We start from the raw sequence: 15,947 nt of genomic DNA, 5'->3' as shown, positions 1-15,947 counted from the left end.
TGGAAGTTTGACTATGAGCCTGGTAATTGCGCAATGGATGGCTGCCGTCTTCCTCCTGATCAGCCTGGTCCACCTGTACTGGGCGGCCGGTGGCAAGCTGGGCAGCGAGGCCGCCGTGCCGCGAGTGCCCAGGGAGGACGACCAAGGCTCCAGGCCGGCCTTCAAGCCTTCTGGATTCGCCACGCTGCTGGTGGCGGTCGGCCTGCTGCTGATCGCGATGCTAGTGTGCCTGCGGGTTGGCCTGTACCTGCCGACGGTGCATCACTGGTCACTGCAGTGGGTGATCAGCGCCATTGCGATGCTGATGTTCGCCCGAGCGATTGGCGATTCGAATCTTGTAGGGTTTTTCAAACAGGTCAAGGATTCCAAATTTGCCCGCCTCGATACCTGGGCGTATTCGCCGTTGTGTGTAGTGTTGGGGGCAGGGTTGCTGGCGGTGGCTTGGAGCTGAAGAGCGGGGCACGGCAACGGTGCTATCAAGCCTTGCTGGAAGCCCCGCTGAACGCTGCAGGGTACTTGTCCAGGTAAGCATCGTTGAGCTGGGTATCCTGGGAGCGCATGAATCGCTTGAAATCAGGTATCAGCAGAACCAGCAGGGATAACAGCAGCACCATGGCACCCAGCAGCGTGATGGTTATCGCGACTCCCAGTTGGCCAATGAAGGTGCTCATCGCAAAGCTCCCCAAGGGACTGGCCGCTGCGGACAGGAACGCAACCGTGGCGAACACGCGGTTGCGGTGCGATTTTGGTGTCGCCAGCAGCCGTACGGACGAGGTAGGGATGTTGATCAGCATCAGTCCGACGCCACCGCAGAAAAACGCGACGGTGACGATAACCGAAGAGGTAACGGTCCCGAACACCAACAGATTGCAACCCAATAGTGCGAACCCGGCGGACACACACATGTCCCGAGGGATTCGGCCGGACAACCATCCGATGATCTTGTAACTGCCCAGCAGAATGCCCAGCCCGAAGCTGGCATCCAGCAAACCGATGTAAGTCACCGGGTATTGGATGACGTCTTTCACATAGAGCGGAATCAGAAGGGTGAAAAACGGGTAGAGGGCAAAGTTGATCAACATCGCAATAAGCGCCAGGTAAAACTCCACTTTCACGCCGTAGACCACCTTGAAGCCGGAGTAGATCATGCTGAAGCCATTGGCAGTCGCAGGGTTTGCGCTGTCGTCGGGAGCGCCGATGGGGCTTGGGATGGTCGCAATCAATAACCCGGCGACGAGGATCGCAAAAAAATCCGCAGCTAAAGCGAAAGTGATGCCAAATCCGTAAATCAACCCGCTGGCCAGCGCCGGTCCCAGCAGCATCGACAACGACGACATCACGCTTTTGCTCCTGAAGGCCAGCGAGACTTTGTCGTCGCTGGCAAACAAAGGAATGATCGACGCCTGCAGCGGGTCACGCACGCCAACGATCGCGCTGCTGAGCATCATCAGCGCACCCACCGTCCAGGGGTTGAACTCGCCAGTGGCCGACAGCATCAACATAAGCAGCGCGCTGGTCAGGCTGAGCCATGAGGCGAGCTTGATGATCCGGATTTTGTTGTACTTGTCGCCCATCCACCCCAACAGGGGCCTGGCCAGCACCTCTGCCGCGATGGAACAGGCAATCATGTTGGCGAAGTAGAGCGCCGAGCCGGTTTCCTGGAGCACCCACCACGCGACGGCAAGTTGATTGCAGCGTCCGCCCAGAACCATTAGAAAAAAACTGAACTGAACCTTCAGTAGTCGGCGGTCGATAACAGGAAACTCCCACAGGCTGTTTGAGAAATCTGCACTCATTGATTTACCGATGAGCTGTGGGAGCAAGCCTCGTTCCCACAGGATCCCAGGGTGCCCGTGGCTCAGTTCCCGCTTTCCATGCTCCGACTACTTACCTCGGCCGGCACATCATCCCCGGCCATGCGCTTGCGAAACAGCGCCGCCCGGGCCAGCAGCAGGGTGGTCACCGGTACCGTGATGGCCAGCAGGATTGGAATCAGCCAGGCGTGCAGCACCGGCGCGGATTTGAGCGCCGAGAAGTAGATGATCGACGCCAGTGCCACGCTCCAGGCGCCCAGGGTCGACGCCAGGGCCGGCGGGTGCATGCGCTCGAAAAAATCCTTCATGCGCAGCAGCCCGGTGGCGCCGATCAGCGCAAACAGGCTGCTGAGCACCAGCAGGATCGCCACCGGCACTTCAACCCACAAAGACAGTTCCGCGTTCATTCGATCACCTCGCCGCGCAGGAGGAATTTCGCCAGGGCAAACGAGCCGACGAAGCCGAACAGCGCGATCAGCAGCGCTGCTTCAAAGTAGGTGTCACTGGCATAACGGATGCCCAGGGTGAGCATCATCAGCATCGCGACGATGTACAGGTAGTCCAGCGCCAGTACCCGGTCTTGTGCCGAAGGCCCCTTGAACAGGCGAATCAGGGTCAGGACCATGGCCAGCGAGAAGATGAACAGGCTCAGCAGGATCGCATTCGACAGCAGCGGGCTCATTCGAAGATCTCCATCAGGGGGCGTTCGTAGGTCGCCTTGAAGTGCTCGATGAACAGCGCTTCGTCATCCAGGTCGAACACGTGCAGCAACAGAATGCTGCGGTCCAGTGCCAGCTCCGACCAGACCGTGCCGGGAACCACCGTGGTGATCATCGACAGGGCCGCCAGGCCGTTGGCGTCGCGCAGCTCCAGCGGCACCTTGATGAAGCGCGAGCGCGGCGGTCGGCGTCCGGCATTGAGCACGCTCCAGGCGACGGCGAGGTTGGACACCACCACGTCACGTCCCACCAGCAGGAACAGGCGCAGGATCACGCCAGGGCGACGAATGCGGATCGGCAGGGGGCGCAGTTTGCGCATCATCAGTGGCGCGCAGATGCCTAAGACGGCCCCCAGCAGCACATTACCCGGGCTGATCGACAGGTTCAGCGCCAGCCACAATACCCACAGCGCCAGTGATAACCAGGGGGCGGGAAACAGACGATTCATGGGCGCACCTCCACGATCGCGGCTTGCGCTTCGGGGCTTGGCACGGCGCGAGTGCCGAGCACTGCCATGACGTACTGCTGGGGATTGTTCAAGGCGTCTGCAGCGGCCTGGGTGTAGCGCAGCAGTGGCTCGGCCTTGAAGGTCAGCGCGATGCTCAGGCCCAGCAACGCGAAGATCGGCACACATTCAAAACGGCGCAATAGCGGCGACGGTCGCTCCTCCGGCGTCCAGAAGCGCTGGATGCCCAGGCGCGAGAAGGCGATCAGCGAGGCCAGGCCCGAGATGATCAGCAGCGCCAACAGGCCCCACGCGGCGTTCGACACTGGTTCATCGCTGCCGGTGCCCAGGCCCATTGGGTTGAGCAGGGCGTGCAGCAAACCCAGCTTGCCGATAAAGCCCGAAAGCGGCGGCATGCCAATGATCAGCAGCGAGCAGGCGATGAAGCTCAGGCCGAGGAAGGCCATGGTCCAGGGGATCACCTGACCGACTACGGCTTTCTGTTCGTCATCGAGGTTGATGCCTTTGGCTGGCTGCAGGGATTCCATGGGCCGGGGCAGCAGGTCGCCGTCATCGAACAAGGGTATTTCATTGGCCGAGCGCGAACGTTCGATCAGCTCGGCCAGCAGGAACAGCGCGCTCAACGCCAGGGTCGAGCTGACCAGGTAGAACAGCGCCGCGCCGATCAGCTTGGGCTGGGCGAAGCCGATGGACGCCAGCAGGATGCCCGCCGACACCAGGATACTCAGGCTGGCCAGGCGTTCGAGGCGTTGCGCGGCAATGATCGCCACCGCTGCGCAGATAATGGTCGCCATGCCGCCATAGATCAGCCAGTCGCCGCCAAAATACGCCGACGCCCCGGCTTGTCCGGAAAACAGCAGGGTCCACAGGCGCAGCAAGGTGTAGACGCCGACCTTGGTCATGATCGCGAACATCGCCGCCACCGGGGCGCTGGCCGCGGAGTAGGCCGGTACCAGCCAGAAATTCAGCGGCCACATGCCGGCCTTGGCCAGGAACGCCACCGCCAGGATCGCGGCGCCCGCATGCAGCAGGCCCCGATCGGCCTCCGGCACCAGGGGAATCTTCAGCGCCAGGTCGGCCATGTTCAGGGTGCCGGTGACGCCGTAGATCAGCGCCGCGCCAATCAGGAACAGCGACGAAGCCAACAGGTTGATCGAAATGTAATGCAGGCCGGCCGAGACCCGGGAGCGTCCCGAGCCGTGCAGCATCAGCCCGTAGGAGGCGGCCAGCAGCACTTCGAAAAACACAAACAGGTTGAACAGGTCGGCGGTCAGGAAGGCGCCGTACAGGCCCATCATCTGGATCTGGAACAGCGCGTGGAAGCTCGAGCCCGCACCGTCCCAGCGGGCCATCGCAAACAGCAGGGCGCTGACGCCGATGATCCCGGTCAGTACCAGCATCATCGCCGAGAGGCGGTCGACCACCAGCACAATGCCAAACGGTGCCTGCCAGTTGCCCGGCAGGTACACGCCGATGGAGCCGGGAATGCCGGTTTCCTGGGTCCATTGCAGCAACAGCACGGCAATGCCCAGCCCGACCAGGCTGGAGAACAGGTTGATCCTGGCCTTTAGCGGACGGTGTTTTTCCCCGAGCATCAGCATCAAGGCGGCAGTCAGCAGCGGCAGCAGAATCGGTGCGGCAATCAGGTGCGGCATCAGGTTCATTCCTTAGGCTCCCGGCCGTCCACATGGTCGGTACCGGTCAGGCCCCGGGAAGCCAGCAGCACGACGAGGAACAGTGCTGTCATGGCGAAGCTGATGACGATGGCGGTGAGCACCAGCGCCTGCGGCAATGGATCGGTGTAGTGCAGCAGGTCCTGGGGCACGCCGTCCTTGATGATCGGCTCCTTGCCGATAAAGAGACTGCCCATGCTGAAGATGAACAGGTTAACGCCGTAGGACAGCAGGCACAGGCCCATGACGACCTGGAACGTCCGCGGCCGCAGGACCAGCCACACCCCGGACGCCGCCAGGACGCCGATGGCGATTGCGATGACTTCTTCCATCAGACGGCTCCTTTGCTGGCGACGGATTTGGGCAGGGCCGCGGTCTTGTGGCCACGAACCGACTGGTGGGCGAGGGCGGTGAGGATCAGCAAGGTGGAACCTACGACCACTGAATACACGCCAATGTCGAAGAACAGGGCGCTGGCGATATGGATGGCGCCAAACACCGGCAGGTCGAAATGCCAGGTGTGGGTGGTCAGGAACGGATAACCGACTGCCATGGCCCCAAGCCCGGTGACCGTGGCGAACAACAACCCCGTGCCCATCCAGCGCAGCGGCCGCAGGCTCATTTGCGCCTCGACCCACTGGGTCCCGGCCACCATGTACTGCAGGATGAACGCGACCGACATCACCAGCCCGGCAACGAACCCGCCACCGGGCTGGTTGTGACCGCGCATGAACAGGTAGATCGACACCACGAAGGCGATCGGCAGCAGCAGGCGCACCAGTACCGCCGGCACCATCATGAAGCCCAGGGCGGTATCGCTGGCCTGGCGCGGGTTGACCAGGTCGGTCACCACGTCGGGCGCCAGCAGGCGTTGCTGGGCCGGCAATTGCAGGCTCTCCTTGGGTGGGCGGAAGCGTCGCAGCAGGGCGAATACGGTCAGCGCCACGGCGGCCAGCACGGTGATTTCACCCAGGGTGTCAAAGCCGCGGAAATCCACCAGCATCACGTTGACCACGTTACTGCCACCGCCTTCGGGCAAGGCGCGGCTGAGGTAGAACGAGGAAATGTCGTTGGGGGTCTGGCGCGTCAACATGGCGTAGGACAACAGCGCCATGCCGCCACCGACAGCCGTGGACAACAGCAAGTCGCGCAAGCGCCGGATGCGCGCCTTGCGCAAGGTGCTCGGCAATGGCGCCACCTCTTCGATCCGCCGCGGCAACCAGCGCAGGCCAAGCAGGATCAGTACCGTGGTGACCACTTCAACCACCAGTTGCGTCAACGCCAGGTCCGGCGCGGAGAACCAGACGAAGGTGATGCAGGTCATCAGGCCACAGACGCTGACCATGGTCAGGGCTGCCAGCCGGTGGTACTTGGCCTGCCAGGCAGCGCCCAGGGCACAGGCGATCGCCAGCAGCCACAGGGTGACGAACACGGCCGAACCCGGGATTTTCGGCCGGTCGCCCCAGGTCAGGCTGCCGTGCAGCATCGGGATCAGCCCCACCAGTACAGCGGCCAGGACCACCAGGAACAGCTGGGTTTGCAGGCGCTTGGTGCTGATCCGCCGCTCCAGGCGCCGAGCCAGGCGCATCATCACCACCAGGCTGCGTTCGAACTGGCGCTTGCCATTGAAGCGGCCAATCAGCGGCGGGTACTTGAAGCGTCCACGCTTGAGCTGATTGCGCAGCAACAGGTAGAGCACGATGCCGCCGCTCATGGCTATCAGGCTCATGATCATCGGCGCATTCCAGCCGTGCCAGATGGCCAGGCTGTACTCCGGCAATGGGCCACCGACCACGGGAAGCGCAGCGGCGGCCAGCAGCGGGCCGACCACCTGTGCCGGGAAAATCCCCACGACCAGGCAGGCAAACACCAGCAGTTCGACCGGCGCACGCATCCACCGTGGCGGCTCGTGGGGGGTGTGGGGCAGGTCGGTAGCGGTCGGGCCGAAGAACACGTCAGCGGTAAACCGTAACGAGTAGGCGACGCTGAAGGTGCCGGCGATGGTCGCGACAATCGGCAGGGCCATTTCGACCCAGGCCGTGGCATTGATGAACACGGTTTCGGCGAAGAACATCTCTTTTGACAGGAAACCGTTGAGCAGCGGTACGCCGGCCATGGAGGCGCTGGCGACCATGGCCAGGGTGGCGGTGTAGGGGATCAGCCGAATCAGGCCACTGAGCTTGCGGATGTCCCGGGTGCCACTTTCGTGGTCGATGATCCCGGCGGCCATGAACAGCGAAGCCTTGAAGGTGGCGTGGTTGAGAATATGAAACACCGCCGCGACTGCTGCCAGCGGGCTGTTCAGGCCCAGCAGCAGGGTGATCAGGCCCAGATGGCTGATGGTCGAGTAGGCCAGCAACCCTTTGAGGTCGTTCTGGAACATTGCGCAGTAGGCGCCCAGCAACAGGGTGCAGGCACCGGCGCCGCTGACGATGTAGAACCATTCTTCACTGCCGGACAACGACGGCCAGAGCCGCGCCAGCAGGAACACCCCGGCCTTGACCATGGTCGCCGAGTGCAGATAGGCCGAGACGGGCGTCGGCGCCGCCATGGCGTGGGGCAGCCAGAAATGAAAGGGGAATTGCGCGCTTTTGCTCAGGGCGCCGATCAGGATAAGAGGCAGCAGGACAGGGTAGAGGGCATGTGCGCGAATCAGCTCGCCGGCGGCCAGGACCTTGTCGAGGTCATAGCTGCCGACCACATGGCCAAGCAGTATGACCCCCGCCAGCAGGCATAATCCGCCGGCACCCGTGACCATCAGCGCCATGTAGGCGCCGCGTCGGGCGTCGGCGCGGTGATGCCAATAGCCGATCAGCAGGAAGGAAAAGAGGCTGGTCAGCTCCCAGAAGAATACGATCTGGATCAGGTTGCCGGAGATGACGAGCCCGAGCATGGCGCCCATGAACGCCAGGAAAAACGCGAAAAAGCGCGGCACCGGGTCGTCCGGCGACATGTAGTAACGCGCGTATAACGAGACCAGTGTGCCGATGCCCAGCACCAGCATGGAGAACAGCCAGGCAAAACCGTCCATGCGCAGGACGAAGTTCAGGCCCAGGCTGGGCAGCCAGAAGAATTCCTGGCGAATGACCCCGCCGTCGACAATTTGCGGGTACAGCAAAGCGACCTGGACGGTGCCTATGAGGGCGACCAGGCCAGCCAGTAGCGATTCGGCATTACGCGCGTTGTGCGGCAGCACGGCGGCCACACAGCTGCCAACAAAGGGCAGAAGCAGTAGAACTATCAGGGACATAGGCTTCTAATCTGCGGAGGTTTGTGAAGCATCATACGTGCCAGTCCCCGGATTACCAAACGCGAACCTGTGGCAGAATCCTACATGGAGTGGGCAAAAGTCAGGCTGTCTGGTGGTTTGGCATGCTGTGACATGCAGGTCTGGCCTCATCGCGAGCAAGCCTGCTCTCACATTAGATCATCGGTGAATGCAGGGCATGCGTCTGGCACAGATCCACAGTGGGAGCGGGCTTGTTCGCGAACACTCTCGATCAAACGCCGCACGTACTGCCGGTCAGCGTTGGGTTTCGCGCTCCAGGTCTTCCTGCGCCACAACCGCCTTACCCTTGGTCTTCAACTCACTGACAATCACCGCTGCCACAATCAACCCCGCGCCGACCAACGCAATCGCCGGCAACCGCTCCCCGGCCATGCGCCCGACAATCCCGGCCCAGACCGGCTCGCCGGCATAGATCAGGGTAGCGCGGGTCGGCGAGACGCTTTTTTGCGCCCAGTTCATCGCCACCTGGATCGCCGCGCTCGCCGCCCCCAGGCCCAGGGCGCTGCACAGCAGCAGCCAGGAAAAGTCCGGAATGCGCTCCTGGGTCGGCACCACCAGCAGGAACGACAGCACCGAGGTGACTGCCAGTTGCACCACCGTCACCCGGCGCACATCGACCTGACCGGCAAAGTGACTGATCAGAATAATTTCCGCAGCAATCGCCACGGCGCTGATCAGGGTGGCGATTTCACCCGGGCTGAAATTCAACGATGCGCCCGCATGGCCTGACAGCAGCATCAAGCCGGTAAACGCCAGCATGATGCCGATACTCGGCATCAGCCCTGGACGCCGCCCCAGCACCAGCCATTGCAGCAACGGCACGAAGGGCACGTAAAGCGCCGTGATGAACGCCGACTGGCTGCTTGGAATGCTCTGCAACCCGACCGTCTGCAAGCCGTAGCCCAGCATGATCGCCACACCGATAAACGACCCGGCCCGGAGCTCGAACAGTGTCAGCTCGCGCAGGTGCCGCCAGGAAAACAACGCGACGATGAGCGCCGCTGCGGCGAAGCGCAGGCCGACGAAAAACATCGGGCCGCTGACGGTCATCGCATGCTGCACCAGCAGGAAAGTCCCGCCCCAGACCATGGTGATCAGCACCAGCACGCATTCGGCTTTGCTGAACCGCGAGAAGCGGGGAGAAGTATTGGGGGAGGAGTTCACCGACGTCATGTCCTTGCGCGCTACCGGAGGGGGACGCACAATGCGCCGTATGTTGCGCAGTATACTGCCCAACCCTACCGAGTGAGCAATATAGTGCACAAAGATTCCACGCAACGGGCTTCGGTCCTGCAACACGTCAGCCTTAATGTCCGGCGACTGCGCCACGCCGCCGATATGAGCCAGACGGCCCTAGCGGAAAAATCCGGGGTCAGCCGGCGGATGCTGGTGGCAATCGAAGCCGGTGAAAAGAATGTCAGCCTGACCACCCTCGACCGCGTTGCCGAAGCACTCGACGTTGCCTTCAGCGACCTGATCCAGGCCCCCGATGCCCGCGATCCCAGTCGCATCAACGAACTGGCCTGGGCCGGCACCATTCCCGGCAGCAAGGCGGTGTTGCTGTCCAAAGCCAGCGCCACCCGGGAGGTGGAGCTCTGGGAATGGCGCCTGGAGCCAGGCGAGCACTATCCCTCCGAACCCGATGCCGACGGCTGGAGCGAACAGCTCTACGTCTTCGAAGGTTGCCTGACGCTGATGCTCGGTGACGTCCCCCACCGGATTGCGGCCGGGGAGTTCTACATGTTTGCCAGTAACCAGCCGCACTCCTATCGCAATGAAGGCGAAGTCGCCGCGCGTTTCGTGCGCAACGTGGTGATCTGAACCGCCAGCAGCGACGGTCGCCAAGGCTGCTATCGCTACTTTGGTACTGCTCTCTGACGCTGACCCGGGTTTGGCGCTTATGATCGTCCAGGACAACCCTGACCTGTGAGAACCCCATGAGTGAAATCCACCGCGAGCAGGCGAATGACGCCATCCGCCAGGCGGACATCCTGATCATCGGCGGCGGCCTGAGTGGCGCGATGCTGGCCGTGCAGCTGCTGCGCCTGCCGGGCCAGCGTTCGGTGCTGGTGATTGAGCCGCGTAACGAGCTTGGTCGGGGCGAGGCCTACAGTGCGGTGGAACTGGGACACACGCTCAACGGCAACGCGGCGCGGATGAGCGTCGACCCGGACAATGCCGATGACCTGACGCAGTGGCTGACGGCACATATAGCGGCGGGCGGCTGGCCCGAGTCCGATCAGCAGTCTGTGCCGGTCAGTGAGCTGTTCCCCCCGCGCGGGCTGTTTGGCGAGTATGTGCAACAGCGCCTGGCGCAAGCCCAGGTGGCTGGCGCCGCGAACGGTTCTAGCGTGGAACACGTGCGCGCTGAGGTTGTCGACCTCGAGAACCTGGCCGAAGGCGTGCGGTTGACCTTGAGCGACGGGCAACGCCTGCAGGGCGCTTACGCGGTGCTGGCCACTGGGATGTTCCCCGCCGCACGCACGCCCCAGGCCCAATCCAGTGGCTTGAACGCAGCGGCACTGGACCCTTGGGATGTCGCCTCGATGCGCCAGCTTGATCCGCAGTCGACGGTTTTGATCATCGGTTCCGGCCTGACCATGGTCGATGCCGTGGTCTCGCTGGAGCAGGCTGGGCACCGCGGGCCGATCGAAGTGTTTTCCCGCCACGGCCTGCTGCCCCACGTGCGCCGCCAGCCGCCGGCCTGGGCCGACTTTCTCGGCGATGACCCGAGCATTCGTACGCCACGGCAACTGGTACGCGAGCTGCGCCGCCATTGCCGCGATGCGATTGCCCGGGGGATCGACTGGCAAGCGCCCCTGGACACTGTGCGCGTGCACATTCCACGGCTGTGGAGCCAGGCGACGGACGCGCAGCGTCGGCAGTTCGTACGGCACGTACGGCCGTGGTGGGAGAGCCATCACCACCGCTCGCCACCCTTGAGTGCCGAGCTGGTCGCGCGGTTGCACGGGGAAGGGCGGCTGCGGATTCAGGCGGCGTCCTTCAAGGGGCTTGAACCTTCGTCGGGGAATGGGCTGGGTATCCGCATCCGTCGGCGTGGCGAGCCGCAGGAGTGCGTGGTCCGTGGCGCGGCGTTGATCAACTCCAGTGGCATCGAATATGACTGGAGACGGGTTGCCCGACCTCTGCCCCGGCAGTTGCTGGCGCGGGGCCTGATTCAGCCCGGACCGCTGGCACTGGGCATCGCCGCCTCCGTGGACGGCGCGGTGATCGGTGCCGATGGGCAAGTCGCCGGTCGGCTGTTCGCCATGGGGCCGCCGTTGCGTGGAATGTGGTGGGAGAGTACGGCAGTGACGGATGTGGCACTGCAGGCCAAAGCGCTTGCCCGCAGATTGACCCAACCCCTGTAGGGCATGGCCTGTCGGACCCGCCTGCAGAGAAGGATCGAATCAATAACGCTGATATTTCGAACCAAACTCCGGCCGGTTCTCCGCGACATACAGCTTGCTCGCCTGAACGTCCTTGTGATCGACGCCCACCGTATTGACGTTCAAGGTAGCCGGTTGGCTGACCGGCGCAGCGGCCACCACTTGTGCGGTTGCGTGCGGGGCAGCGATGGCCGAAGTGGCACCCAGGACCGACAGGGCAAATCCAAGACCGATGATGATTTTCATGAGGTAGCTCCAGAGCGTGGGAAGAAGATGTGGCCACTGTAGAGCTGGAGCCCGTCGATGAAAAAACACCCATGGGCATAGTCTTTATCAAGGATGTTGATCGGCCTGTGCTGATTCAGTCCTGTGCGCCGAGCATCTGCACCGGGTAGGAAAATACATACCCTTCACTGCGCACGGTCTTGATGTAGGTCGGCTCGCGCGAGTCATCCATCAAGCGTTGGCGCAACCGGCTGACCAGCAGGTCGATGGAGCGGTCGAACAGGTCGGCGTCGCGACCCTGGGTCAGGTTCAGCAATTGATCACGGCTGAGCACGCGCTGGGGATGGTCGAGGAACACCCGCAACAGCCGATATTCGGCGCCACTCAGGGCGACCCTGGTGTCATCTTCGTCCAGCAGATGACGGGCGGTGGTGTCCAGGCGCCAGCGACCGAAGCCCAGCAAGCGGCCGCTTTCGCTGACCAGCAGGTTAGGCGGCAGCATCCGCGTGCGCCGTAGCACGGCGTTGATGCGGGCAAGCAGTTCACGGGCGGAGAAGGGTTTGGTCAGGTAGTCATCGGCGCCCATTTCCAGCCCGAGGATTCGGTCGGTTTCATCGTTGCGCGCCGTGAGCATCAGGATCGGCGTTGCCTTGTGCTTGCCCGAGCGCAGTTCGCGACACAGCTGCAGGCCGTCATCGCCGGGCATCATGATGTCCAGCACGATCAGGTCCACCTGGTTGGCCTCCAGAAAGCTGCGCATCTGCCGTCCATCGGCCACGACTGTGGTGCGCAAGCCGTTCTTCTTCAGGTAATTACCGACCAGCTCGCGGATCTCCCGATCGTCGTCGACAATCAGGATGTGGTTCACGTGTTCCATCGCTCGATTCTCTTGTTATTGAACTCTGGGTTTTGTATCGGACTGTATCCGTCGCACCGTGGGACACGTTATGTCGCGATCGCACAGGTTTTACGACACAACGTGGATACCTCGGGCCGGCCAAATAGGCTTCACCGAGAGCAGACTGCTCATCCGCCACCTGCAGGAGTCACCCGACGTGAACAACGCCTTGTCGACCATTACAACCGCTAAGCACCGGCGCCTGGTGGGGCCTTCGATCCTTGCTGCGGTGTTGCTGCAGTTGGGCCTTCTGTGTACGGCCAACGTGCAGGCCAGCACCACCGTAACCGCGGCGGCTACGGTCAGCACCAAAGTCGATCCATCTGCCGTGTTCGGCCCGTTGAAGCACATCCAGGCCGGTCTGCTGAATGTAGCTTACGCCGAGGTGGGGCCGGCCGAGGGCCCCGTGGTCATTCTGCTGCACGGCTGGCCTTATGATATTCACAGTTACTCCGAGGTGGCACCTTTGTTGGCTGCGCAGGGTTATCGCGTGCTGATGCCTTATGCCCGGGGGTATGGTGATACGCACTTTCTCTCCGACAAGACGCTGCGCAACGGCCAGCCTGCCGCACTGGCCAGTGATGTCATCGACTTCATGGACGCGCTGCAGATCAAGCGGGCCGTGTTGGGTGGCTATGATTGGGGCGCACGTTCGGCAGACATTGTTGCGGCACTCTGGCCGGAGCGGGTCGAAGCCTTGGTGGCGGTCAGCGGTTATCTGATCGGCAACCAGGCGGCAGGCAAGAACCCGTTACCGCCCAAGGCCGAGTTGCAGTGGTGGTACCAGTTCTATTTCGCGACCGATCGCGGCCAGGCCGGGTATGAGAAAAACCGGCATGACTTCGCCAGGTTGATCTGGGAACTCGCCTCACCGAAGTGGGCCTTCGACGATGCCACGTTCGAGCGCAGCGCTGCAGCCCTGGACAACCCCGACCATGTAGCAATCACCGTCTTCAACTACCGCTGGCGCCTGGGATTGGTACAAGGGGAAAGCCGTTACGAGGCCCTGGAACAGCAGCTGGCCAAGGCGCCCGCCATCAGCGTGCCGACCATCACCCTGGAAGGCGACGCCAACGGCGCGCCGCATCCAGCTCCCGAGGACTATGCGAAACGCTTCACCGGCAAGTATGAGTTCCGCTTGATCAAGGGCGGCATCGGCCACAACCTGCCGCAGGAAGACCCGAAGGCCTTTGCCAAAGCAGTGATTGATGCCGATAAATTGTGACCGGCTGAACGAGCGCTAACCTGTGGCAGCGGCCAGCATCGATGCATCAGGTACACCGCCATCGCGAGCAGGCCCGCTCCCACAGTGATCTGCGCCTCACACAAATGCTGCTAGGCCACCACTCGATAACACGGCACATACGCCGCGCCACCCGGCAGTTTCATCCGGTGCTGGGCGACGAAGGCCTTGAGCAGTTGATCCAGCGGCTGCATGATCGCGGCGTCGCCACGGATCTGATACGGCCCGTGTTCCTCGATCAGGCGGATGCCCTTGTCCTTGACGTTTCCGGCAACGATGCCGGAAAACGCCCGGCGCAGGTTGGCGGCCAGTTCATGGGCGGGCAGGTCGCGGCTCAGGTTCAGGTTGGCCATGTTTTCGTGGGTCGGATCGAACGGGCGTTGCAGGCTTTCGTCGATCTTCAACAGCCAGTTGAAGTGGAACGCATCGTTACGCTCGCGGCGGAATTGCTTGACCGCCTTGAGGCCCTGGGTCATCTGCCGGGCGACTTCGGCCGGGTCGTCAATGATGATCTCGTAGTGCTGTTTCGCCGCTTCGCCCAGCGTGGCAGCAACGAACGCGTCCAGCTGCTCCAGGTAAGGCGCTGCATGCTTGGGCCCGGTGAGGATCACCGGGAAGGGCAGGCCCTTGTTGTCCGGGTGCATCAGGATACCGAGCAGGTACAGGAACTCTTCGGCCGTGCCGGCGCCGCCGGGGAAAATGATGATCCCGTGGCCCACTCGCACGAAAGCTTCCAGGCGTTTTTCGATGTCCGGCAGGATCACCAGCTCGTTGACGATCGGGTTCGGCGCCTCGGCGGCGATGATTCCCGGTTCGGTCAGGCCCAGGTACCGGCCACCATGGATGCGTTGCTTGGCGTGGGCGATGGTCGCGCCCTTCATCGGGCCTTTCATCACGCCGGGGCCGCAGCCGGTGCAGATGTCCAGGCTGCGCAGCCCCAGTTCGTGGCCGACTTCCTTGGTGTACTTGTATTCCTCGGTGTTGATCGAATGGCCGCCCCAGCACACCACGATCTTCGGCTCGATGCCGGGGCGCAGGGTGCGGGCGTTGCGCAGCAGGTGGAAGACGTAGTCGCTGATGCCCTGGGAATTGCTCAGGTCGATGCGCTGGCTGTCCAGCTCGTTTTCGGTATAGACGATGTCGCGCAAGGCGCTGAACAGCATTTCCCGGGTGCTGGCGATCATTTCGCCGTCGACGAACGCGTTGGCAGGGGCGTTCAGCAATTCGAGGCGCACGCCACGGTCCTGCTGGTGAATGCGGATCTCGAAATCCTTGTAGGCTTCGAGAATGGTCTTGGCGTTATCAACGTGAGCGCCGGTGTTGAGGATGGCCAGGGCGCATTGGCGGAAGAGGGTGTAGGTGCTGCCGGAACCGGCTTCGCTCAGTTGCTGGACTTCACGCTGGGAAAGGGTTTCCAGGCTGCCTTTAGGGCTGACAGAGGCGTTGATTACATGTCGTTGGGTCATTCAATGATCCTTAAAACGATGTCATTCACACGAAGGGCCGGTAAATGGCATCCGAATAGTGTGTATCCATGAAAGAAGATGGCACGAACTGCGCGGTATCGCCACGTTGCCCTTTGACGATGAAAAGATGAAAAGGAGCTGCAGCATAGCTAAATCTGTCGATGAGGCGATAATGCCCCGCAGTCTTTTGCCCCTCAACCTATGACCTGATGCAAGGAACCCTGTCGTAATGTTTGAAATCCAGCCAATGAATGCCCAGACCTATCGACAACAGACGCGGCGCAGCACGGTGATTATCGCTTTGGTGTTCCTGGTGCTGGCGATGCTGTTGTCGAGCGTGGCGGTGGCCGTATTCGGCGAGCCTGGCGGCGACAACATGCGCTTTAACGTCGGTGGGGTGTTCGTGGCGGTGTTGCTGATGGTCGCGTTGATGCGTGGGCTATTCTGGAGCCAGCCGTGGATGGCGGCCGCCGTGTATGGCTGGCAGCTCAAGCGCAGCCTGATGAGCATTACCAATGTCATGCATCAGGTGACGGCGGCGGTGGATCGCGATGATCCCCACGCGATGAAGTTGCTACGCTTCTATCATCTGGGGCTGACCCAGATGCATGAGCTGGACGGCAACTCCAGCGACCACGGGCAATTGAACCGCGAGATTGACCAGCACAAGGCGCGAATGGAAGCGCTAGGTATCGAAACCGGGCAGACACGACTGGATCCTGCCTGGATCGACGCCCTCAAGCAGACGCCGACACCCTAAGAGGT

At 62.3% G+C, this 15,947-nt stretch carries 16 protein-coding genes; 5 read left to right on the top strand and 11 right to left on the bottom strand.

Going from position 1 to position 15,947, the window contains the following annotated elements; genetic code table 11:
• The first annotated feature begins 13 nt into the window (after nucleotides 1–13).
• Nucleotides 14–451, top strand: coding sequence for a DUF3995 domain-containing protein (locus EQV97_RS12870; protein ID WP_240889026.1), 438 nt, complete (start codon nucleotides 14–16; stop codon nucleotides 449–451).
• Between the two features lie 25 nt (nucleotides 452–476).
• Here the strand turns inward: EQV97_RS12870 and EQV97_RS12865 are convergent, their stop codons facing one another.
• From EQV97_RS12865 to EQV97_RS12830, 8 genes are all read right to left on the bottom strand, one after another.
• Nucleotides 477–1,796, bottom strand: coding sequence for an MFS transporter (locus tag EQV97_RS12865; protein WP_240889025.1), 1,320 nt, complete (start codon nucleotides 1,794–1,796; stop codon nucleotides 477–479).
• A gap of 62 nt (nucleotides 1,797–1,858) precedes the next feature.
• Entirely contained in the window at nucleotides 1,859–2,221 is a 363-nt protein-coding gene (locus tag EQV97_RS12860) for a Na+/H+ antiporter subunit G (protein ID WP_122839437.1), read from the bottom strand.
• Complete coding sequence (locus EQV97_RS12855) at nucleotides 2,218–2,496, bottom strand: K+/H+ antiporter subunit F (protein WP_045060409.1); 279 nt, start codon at nucleotides 2,494–2,496, stop codon at nucleotides 2,218–2,220. Before EQV97_RS12855 ends, EQV97_RS12860 begins: the two co-directional genes overlap by 4 nt.
• Nucleotides 2,493–2,981 (bottom strand): Na+/H+ antiporter subunit E, encoded by a 489-nt coding sequence (locus tag EQV97_RS12850; RefSeq protein WP_201148566.1) that lies wholly within the window; start codon nucleotides 2,979–2,981, stop codon nucleotides 2,493–2,495. Before EQV97_RS12850 ends, EQV97_RS12855 begins: the two co-directional genes overlap by 4 nt.
• Nucleotides 2,978–4,663: a monovalent cation/H+ antiporter subunit D gene (locus EQV97_RS12845; RefSeq protein WP_122839439.1), complete on the bottom strand. Its 1,686-nt coding sequence runs from the start codon at nucleotides 4,661–4,663 to the stop codon at nucleotides 2,978–2,980. The genes EQV97_RS12850 and EQV97_RS12845 overlap by 4 nt, the downstream gene beginning before the upstream one ends.
• On the bottom strand, nucleotides 4,660–5,004 hold the full coding sequence (locus EQV97_RS12840; RefSeq protein ID WP_003202835.1) for a Na+/H+ antiporter subunit C: 345 nt from the start codon (nucleotides 5,002–5,004) through the stop codon (nucleotides 4,660–4,662). Before EQV97_RS12840 ends, EQV97_RS12845 begins: the two co-directional genes overlap by 4 nt.
• The gene (locus EQV97_RS12835) at nucleotides 5,004–7,922 is read right to left on the bottom strand and encodes a monovalent cation/H+ antiporter subunit A (protein WP_122839440.1); all 2,919 of its coding nucleotides are present in this window, start codon (nucleotides 7,920–7,922) and stop codon (nucleotides 5,004–5,006) included. Before EQV97_RS12835 ends, EQV97_RS12840 begins: the two co-directional genes overlap by 1 nt.
• A gap of 273 nt (nucleotides 7,923–8,195) precedes the next feature.
• Entirely contained in the window at nucleotides 8,196–9,224 is a 1,029-nt protein-coding gene (locus EQV97_RS12830; RefSeq protein ID WP_240889024.1) for a DMT family transporter, read from the bottom strand.
• Here EQV97_RS12830 and EQV97_RS12825 point away from each other — a divergent pair.
• Nucleotides 9,219–9,782 carry an XRE family transcriptional regulator gene (locus EQV97_RS12825; protein WP_122839442.1) on the top strand — a complete coding sequence of 188 codons (564 nt, stop codon included), beginning with the start codon at nucleotides 9,219–9,221 and terminating at the stop codon, nucleotides 9,780–9,782. The two genes, EQV97_RS12830 and EQV97_RS12825, sit on opposite strands and share 6 nt — an antisense overlap.
• Nucleotides 9,783–9,898: 116 nt before the next feature.
• A complete protein-coding gene (locus EQV97_RS12820) occupies nucleotides 9,899–11,332 on the top strand; it encodes an FAD/NAD(P)-binding protein (protein ID WP_225568536.1) in 1,434 nt (477 codons plus the stop codon).
• 39 nt (nucleotides 11,333–11,371) lie between these two features.
• On the opposite strand, the gene EQV97_RS12815 is transcribed toward EQV97_RS12820, so the two are convergent.
• Both EQV97_RS12815 and EQV97_RS12810 read right to left on the bottom strand, forming a co-directional pair.
• Entirely contained in the window at nucleotides 11,372–11,596 is a 225-nt protein-coding gene (locus EQV97_RS12815; RefSeq protein ID WP_122839444.1) for a hypothetical protein, read from the bottom strand.
• 115 nt (nucleotides 11,597–11,711) lie between these two features.
• Nucleotides 11,712–12,452 (bottom strand): response regulator, encoded by a 741-nt coding sequence (locus EQV97_RS12810; RefSeq protein ID WP_122839445.1) that lies wholly within the window; start codon nucleotides 12,450–12,452, stop codon nucleotides 11,712–11,714.
• Nucleotides 12,453–12,630: 178 nt separating this feature from the next.
• Here EQV97_RS12810 and EQV97_RS12805 point away from each other — a divergent pair, with 178 nt between their 5' ends.
• Nucleotides 12,631–13,698 (top strand): alpha/beta hydrolase, encoded by a 1,068-nt coding sequence (locus EQV97_RS12805; RefSeq protein WP_122839446.1) that lies wholly within the window; start codon nucleotides 12,631–12,633, stop codon nucleotides 13,696–13,698.
• A 110-nt stretch (nucleotides 13,699–13,808) separates the two neighbouring features.
• Here the strand turns inward: EQV97_RS12805 and ppnN are convergent, their stop codons facing one another.
• Nucleotides 13,809–15,182, bottom strand: a complete 1,374-nt coding sequence (ppnN, locus tag EQV97_RS12800) for a nucleotide 5'-monophosphate nucleosidase PpnN (protein WP_122839447.1) — start codon at nucleotides 15,180–15,182, stop codon at nucleotides 13,809–13,811.
• Nucleotides 15,183–15,411: 229 nt separating this feature from the next.
• Here ppnN and EQV97_RS12795 point away from each other — a divergent pair, with 229 nt between their 5' ends.
• The gene (locus EQV97_RS12795; protein ID WP_045060420.1) at nucleotides 15,412–15,942 is read left to right on the top strand and encodes a DUF3087 domain-containing protein; all 531 of its coding nucleotides are present in this window, start codon (nucleotides 15,412–15,414) and stop codon (nucleotides 15,940–15,942) included.
• Nucleotides 15,943–15,947: the final 5 nt, after the last annotated feature.

Origin of the sequence: Pseudomonas sp. TMW22090, assembly GCF_022496665.1 — a bacterium.
In the GTDB taxonomy this organism is placed as follows: domain Bacteria; phylum Pseudomonadota; class Gammaproteobacteria; order Pseudomonadales; family Pseudomonadaceae; genus Aquipseudomonas; species Aquipseudomonas gregormendelii.
This window is presented reverse-complemented; position numbering and strand designations above follow the sequence as displayed.

Bases quoted from the DNA above. Each gene is read 5' to 3' on its own strand.
- EQV97_RS12870 (WP_240889026.1), top strand. From the start codon at position 14: ATGAGCCTGGTAATTGCGCAATGGATGGCTGCCGTCTTCCTCCTGATC.
- EQV97_RS12865 (WP_240889025.1), bottom strand. From the start codon at position 1,796: ATGAGTGCAGATTTCTCAAACAGCCTGTGGGAGTTTCCTGTTATCGAC.
- EQV97_RS12860 (WP_122839437.1), bottom strand. From the start codon at position 2,221: ATGAACGCGGAACTGTCTTTGTGGGTTGAAGTGCCGGTGGCGATCCTG.
- EQV97_RS12855 (WP_045060409.1), bottom strand. From the start codon at position 2,496: ATGAGCCCGCTGCTGTCGAATGCGATCCTGCTGAGCCTGTTCATCTTC.
- EQV97_RS12850 (WP_201148566.1), bottom strand. From the start codon at position 2,981: ATGAATCGTCTGTTTCCCGCCCCCTGGTTATCACTGGCGCTGTGGGTA.
- EQV97_RS12845 (WP_122839439.1), bottom strand. From the start codon at position 4,663: ATGAACCTGATGCCGCACCTGATTGCCGCACCGATTCTGCTGCCGCTG.
- EQV97_RS12840 (WP_003202835.1), bottom strand. From the start codon at position 5,004: ATGGAAGAAGTCATCGCAATCGCCATCGGCGTCCTGGCGGCGTCCGGG.
- EQV97_RS12835 (WP_122839440.1), bottom strand. From the start codon at position 7,922: ATGTCCCTGATAGTTCTACTGCTTCTGCCCTTTGTTGGCAGCTGTGTG.
- EQV97_RS12820 (WP_225568536.1), top strand. From the start codon at position 9,899: ATGAGTGAAATCCACCGCGAGCAGGCGAATGACGCCATCCGCCAGGCG.
- EQV97_RS12815 (WP_122839444.1), bottom strand. From the start codon at position 11,596: ATGAAAATCATCATCGGTCTTGGATTTGCCCTGTCGGTCCTGGGTGCC.
- EQV97_RS12810 (WP_122839445.1), bottom strand. From the start codon at position 12,452: ATGGAACACGTGAACCACATCCTGATTGTCGACGACGATCGGGAGATC.
- ppnN (WP_122839447.1), bottom strand. From the start codon at position 15,182: ATGACCCAACGACATGTAATCAACGCCTCTGTCAGCCCTAAAGGCAGC.
- EQV97_RS12795 (WP_045060420.1), top strand. From the start codon at position 15,412: ATGTTTGAAATCCAGCCAATGAATGCCCAGACCTATCGACAACAGACG.